Raw genomic sequence first — 5,392 nt, forward strand, 5'->3', positions numbered from 1 at the left:
GGCGACCGATCTCGACCTCAGGCTCGAGCGGCCCGCCCCGGCCGGGGCGCCGGTGGACGTGTCGGTCACTGCAGGGCCGGTCGCGCCGGTGCCGTTCGAGCAGCCCGTGGGCGCGGTGGTCGCGGCCTACTCCAACGATGAGGCGGGCGTCCGCTTCTGCGCTGTCCGGACGGACGACGGGGACGTGGTGGTCCGCTTCCCCGGCGCCTGCGACGCCCGCATCGCTGCGGGCCTGGACGCGGTGCAGCTGGTGCGCGACCCGTCGATCGGCGCCGACACCCTGCCGCTGCTGTTCAACGGGCTGGTCACCAGCCTGCTGCTGATGCTGCGCGGCTCGCTCGTGCTGCACGCCTCGGCCGTGGCCGTGGAGGGTGACGCGGTGGCGTTCGCCGGGCACCCGCGGCGGGGCAAGTCGACTTCCGCGACCCTTGCCTGCGCGGCCGGCGCGGCGCTCGTCACCGACGACGTCCTGCGGGTGGACCAGCCCGGCGGGGGCCTTGCGCGCTGCTGGGTCGGTGGCGGCGAGACCCGGCTGCGCGCGAGCGCCGGCACGCTCGCCGACGCCTTCACCGGCGCATCGTTCGAGGCCCGCATGACGGTCGACGGGCGGACGGCTCTCCGGCTGCCGCTCGCCGCGGCCGACCCGCTGCGGCTGCGCGCGGTCGTGGTGCCCCTGCCGGACCGGGAGGCGGACGCGGTCGACGTACGCCGCCTCGACCCCGCCCAGGCGCACCTCACGCTGACGAGCTACCCGCGCGTGCTCGGGCTGGCCGACCCGGCGCTCACGGGCGCGCAGTTCCTCGCCCTCGCCGACCTCGTCGCCACCGTGCCGGTCGTCGAGGCGCGCCTGCCGTGGGGGCCTCCGTACGACCCCGCCACCATGACCGAGCTCTTCGCCCAGCTGGGGCTCGCGCTGCCCTGACCCGCGCGGCCACCTCGTCGGGAGCGCGCGGGCGGCACCGTGGATGGGCCCGGCGGTCACCGGGCGGGGCTCAGAGGTACGTCCGCGACTGCAGCTCGTAGAGCTCGGCGTAGAGCCCCTGCCGGGCGATCAGCTCGTCGTGGGTGCCGTGCTCGACGACCTCGCCGGCCTGCAGCACGTAGATCCGGTCAGCGTTGCGGACGCTGGAGTAGCGGTGGGACACGAGCAGGGCCGACCGGCCCTGCAACAGGCCGCGGATGTCCGCGAAGAGGTCGTGCTCGGCGCGCGGGTCCAGCGACGCGGTGGGCTCGTCGAGGATGACGAGGGAGGCGTCGCGCCGGAACGCCCGGGCGAGCGCCACACGCTGCCACTGACCGAGCGAGAGGTCGCGGCCGCCGGCGTACTCCCGGCTGAGGATGGTGTCGTAGCCCGCCGGCAGCACGGACAGGAAGCCGTGCGCGCCCGCCCGGCGCGCGGCCTGCTCGGCGGCGTCCGGGTCGTCCATCCGCTCCGGGTCGCCGATGCCGATGTTGTCCCGCGCCGGGAACTGGTAGCGGACGAAGTCCTGGAAGATGACCGCCGAGGCCCGCGTCACGTCGTTGCCGAGCTCGGCCGCGTCGTGCCCGTCCCAGGTCACGCGCCCCGCCGTCGGGGCGTAGAGCCCGGCGATGATCTTGGCCAGCGTCGTCTTGCCCGAGCCGTTCTCGCCCACGAGGGCGACGACCTCTCCGGGTCGGATGCGCAGGTCGACGTCGCGCAGGGCCGGCCGGCTGGTGCCCGGGTAGGCGTAGCTGACCTTCTCGACGGCGAGCACGTCGCGGTGCGGGGCGGCCTGCCCGCTGCCGTGCGGGCGCGCGAGCCGGGCGCCCAGGGCGAGGAAGCGGTCGAGGTCGTCAAGGAAGACGGCGGACTCGAACAGCTGGCCCAGCGAGCCGAACACCTGGTCCAGCCGGCCGCTGAGCAGGCGGACGGCCAGCACGGCCGCGCCGGCCTCGGCGATGGAGATGCGCTCGGAGGCGACCTGCCACGCGAGCACGCCGAGCGCGGCCGCCAGGGCGAGCCCGCTGGCCAGTGCGGTCACCGCGGTCTGGCGCTGGCGGCGGCGTACCTGCGAGCGCAGCGCGGCGGTGAAGGTGCGCGACATCGCGTCGTGGCGCCGGCGCAGGACGGTGGCGGCGTCGAACGCGCGCACCTCCTTGGCCGGCTCGCGGCGGGTCAGGATCTCGCGCAGGTAGTCGCGCTGGCGCACGAGCGGGGACTGCGCGACCGCGAACGAGAACTCCGTGCGGCTGGCCCGTCGCGACATCAGGATCGCGGGGATGCCGCCGAGCAGCAGCAGCGGGATGAGCACCGGCGCCAGGACCGCCACGGCCAGCAGCATCGCGACGGTCGTCGCGCCGCCGCCGATGAGCTGGAACAGGCCGGTGGTGACCGTGACCGGCCGCATGATCGCGTTGGTCTGCACCCGCTGGAGCTGGTCGTAGAACGTCGAGGACTCGTAGGTCTCCAGCCGCGCCCGCCCTGTCACGTCGAGGACGCGCTCCCACGCCGCCAGCGCCACCCGCTCACCGAGCAGCCGCTGCTGCTGGGACTGGAACGTCCCGATCGCCGACGAGCCGGCGCTGACCAGGGCGAGCGCGCCGACGAGCACCGCCAGGCGCCCACCGGGAACGTCATCGGCGTCAGGGACCTGCAGGATGTCCAGCAGCAGCTTGCCGATGACGACCAGGCCGACCGAGGCGACCGCCCCGACGAGCTGGTACGCCGCGGCGGCGGCGAAGCCGCGCGGGTCGGCCTGGCGGACCAGCCGCACCGCGCGCCCGAGCAGGCGGGGCAGGGCGCGTACGTCCCGGGACCGGGTCCGGCTCTCGACCAGCAGCGCGAGCGGGTCGAAGGACCCCTCGTCGGGCGGCCCGGCGTCGGCGGCGGGCGGTCGCCCGCTGCCGGCCGTGCTCTCGGTGCTTTCAGTGCTCCCGGTGCTCCCGGTGCCGGTGGGCCCGGTCGCGGACGGGCCGCCCTCAGCTGTCGGGGTCCAGGCGGCCGCCGGGGCCAGGCCCGCCGACGCGGATGCGGGGGAGGAGCCGTTGACGTCGCTGGTGCCGTTCGCACCGCTGTGCGCGGGGAGCCCGTCGAGCTGCGCGGGCAGCCCGGCCGGCTGTGACACGCCGCGCAGGTGCTGTGCCCCGGCCGCGCGTCGCGCGTGCCCCTTGCCCGCCACCGGAAACCGCCCCCCAGGGGTGCTCGGAAACCCCCTGCCGGAATCCTAGGGTGGAAGCCTTGCCGGAGCGGCCGCAATGAGCCGCGAGCGTCCGACGGCGGGCGCAGACCACCCGGGGGGAGCAATGCGGCGCTACCACCAGATGCACGGCTATCTCGTCCAGAGCGCCGTGCCGCTGCCCCTGGCCGAGGCGGGGCCGGACGGGGCGCCGGACCTGGTCCTCGCGGTAGGCGAGGGGCGCGGCGTCCCCGCGGACCGCGTCCCCGGAGAGGCGATCGCACACCGGGTGGGGCCGGCCGGGGAGAGCCTCTACACCTTCACGCGCTCGGCCGAAGGCATCGTGCTCCGCTTCCCCGGGGTCGCCGAGATAACGGCCGACGCCGGTCTGCGCCGGCTGCACGCGCACCACGACCCGCGCGCCGGGGAGAAGGCCGTGGGGGAGCTGGTCGCCGGGGTCGTCGGCGCCGTACGCCTGCTGCTGGACGGGCGGCTCGTGCTGCACGCGAGCGCGGTCGTACGCGGTGGTGCGGCGGTCGCGTTCGTCGGCGCGTCGGGGGCGGGCAAGTCCACGCTCGCGGCGCTCGCGGCCGCCGAGGGGGCGGCGGTGCTGACCGACGACGTGCTGCGGGTCGACGTCGACGGAGGAGGCGCGCTGGCGTGGCCGGGCCCGACGCAGCTGCACCTGCGCGCGGGCGCCGAGGACCTGGCTGCCGGCGCGGCGAGCGGTCCGGGCAGCTGGCTGGTGGACGGGCGCTACGCGGTGGCCGCGGGCGCGTGGACGGGCGGGCCGGTCCGGCTCGCGGCCTGCGTCCTGCCCCGGCTGCGGCCGGCGGGGACCGACCTCGCAGTACGCCCGCTGCCGCCGCCGGCTGCGCTCGGCGCGCTCGGCGCCGCGCCGCGCGTGGTGGGGTGGTCGGAGCCGGAGGCCTCACGCCGACAGTTCGAGGGGCTGGCGGACCTGTGCCTGCGTGTCCCGGTGCTGGAGGCCGACCTCCCCTGGGGGCCGCCGTTCCCGGCGGGCATGGCCGACGGGCTGCTGGCGGCCGCGGGGCTCTGAGCGGCCCGTCTCCCCGCGGCCATCGCGGTTCTCCAGCGGCCGCTTCCGATGACCGCCTCGTGCAGTCCCGGCGTCAGCCGGTGGGCACGCCAAGACGGCTGCGTGCCTCGCTGCGGACAGCGTCGAAGTAGGCGCGCCGGGCCGCCTCGCCCCCGGCCACGACGTGCAGCGGGTTCGGGCCCGACCGGCCTGCCGACCGGACCCGCCGGCGCTCCATCGCGCCCAGAACCCCGTCGAGCACGGCGACCCGGCCGAGCTCGCCCACGCTCGCCGCGGTGGACGGCCCGGTGGCCGCGACGAGGGAGCGCCAGCTCAGATGGTCGGTGTGCGGGCGGCCGGGCGGGCGCCAGGCGTCGGCCGCCCGGACCAGCTGGCGCCACCCGCGGGCGCCGGGCACGGTCAGGCCGAGCGGCCCGATCACCCGCTCGGTGCGGTCGAGGATCGTGCCGACGAGCGGGAGCACTCCCCACCGGGCCGCGCGCCGGGCGGTCTCGTCGGCGTCGACCTCGCTGTGCTGCAGCCACAGCGCGATGTCGGCGAGCCAGCCGAGGCGGGTGCCACCGCTCAGCGCGGCGTGCTGGGCCAGCTGGATCAGGCCGTCCGTCGGCTCCAGCGCGGGGAGCGTGGTCTGGCCGACCGTGACGCGGCGTACGCGGCTGAGCAGCTCGTCGGTGTCGATGGGCATCCGCTGCCGCCGGCGGCGGTCGTTGACCAGGTGCCAGTGCACGTCGAGCGGGACCTCGTCGAGCACCATCGACAGCTCGCCGCGGATCTGCCGGCCGGCGAGGGTCCAGTTGAGGTCGACGAGTCGCGCCCCCGCCTCCTCGAGCACGTCGAGCGCTCGCTCGAAGGACCCGGGGGAGATGAGCAGGTCGACGTCGCCGTACCACCGGCGGTCCGGCGCGCGGTAGGCGAGCTCGGTCAGAACCGGCCCCTTGACGACGGCGAACGGGATCCCGGCCGCGGTGAGCGCGGCGTCGCAGCGGGTCGCGCGCTCGAGCCCGACGGCGTGGTGGATGAAGGCCGAGCGCTGGTCACCGGTGAGCAGCGGGACCAGCCCGGAGCCGGCGAGCAGCGGGTCCGCGCGCATCGCGGTGGCGAGCAAAGGGGCGATCGAGTGCGCGCGCGCCTCGTCGGCGAGCGCGGGCAGCGACAGCCCGGCGTACGCGTCGGCGAACTCGCGCGCCCCGCCCCG

At 76.7% G+C, this 5,392-nt stretch carries 4 protein-coding genes; 2 read left to right on the forward strand and 2 right to left on the reverse strand.

Annotated features, from left to right (window positions below; genetic code table 11):
* Positions 1 to 922: hypothetical protein (locus G9H71_RS20820; RefSeq protein WP_166284694.1), on the forward strand; the 922-nt coding region annotated here is incomplete at its 5' end.
* 70 nt (positions 923 to 992) lie between these two features.
* Here the strand turns inward: G9H71_RS20820 and G9H71_RS25345 are convergent.
* A complete protein-coding gene (locus G9H71_RS25345; RefSeq protein WP_331273164.1) occupies positions 993 to 3,086 on the reverse strand; it encodes an ABC transporter ATP-binding protein in 2,094 nt (697 codons plus the stop codon).
* 130 nt (positions 3,087 to 3,216) lie between these two features.
* On the opposite strand from G9H71_RS25345, the gene G9H71_RS20830 reads away from it, so the two are divergent.
* Complete coding sequence (locus tag G9H71_RS20830) at positions 3,217 to 4,197, forward strand: hypothetical protein (RefSeq protein ID WP_166284695.1); 981 nt, start codon at positions 3,217 to 3,219, stop codon at positions 4,195 to 4,197.
* 73 nt (positions 4,198 to 4,270) lie between these two features.
* Here the strand turns inward: G9H71_RS20830 and G9H71_RS20835 are convergent.
* Positions 4,271 to 5,392: nucleotidyltransferase family protein (locus G9H71_RS20835; protein WP_166284696.1), on the reverse strand; the 1,122-nt coding region annotated here is incomplete at its 5' end.

Origin of the sequence: Motilibacter deserti, assembly GCF_011250635.1 — a bacterium.
In the GTDB taxonomy this organism is placed as follows: Bacteria; Actinomycetota; Actinomycetes; order Motilibacterales; family Motilibacteraceae; genus Motilibacter_A; species Motilibacter_A deserti.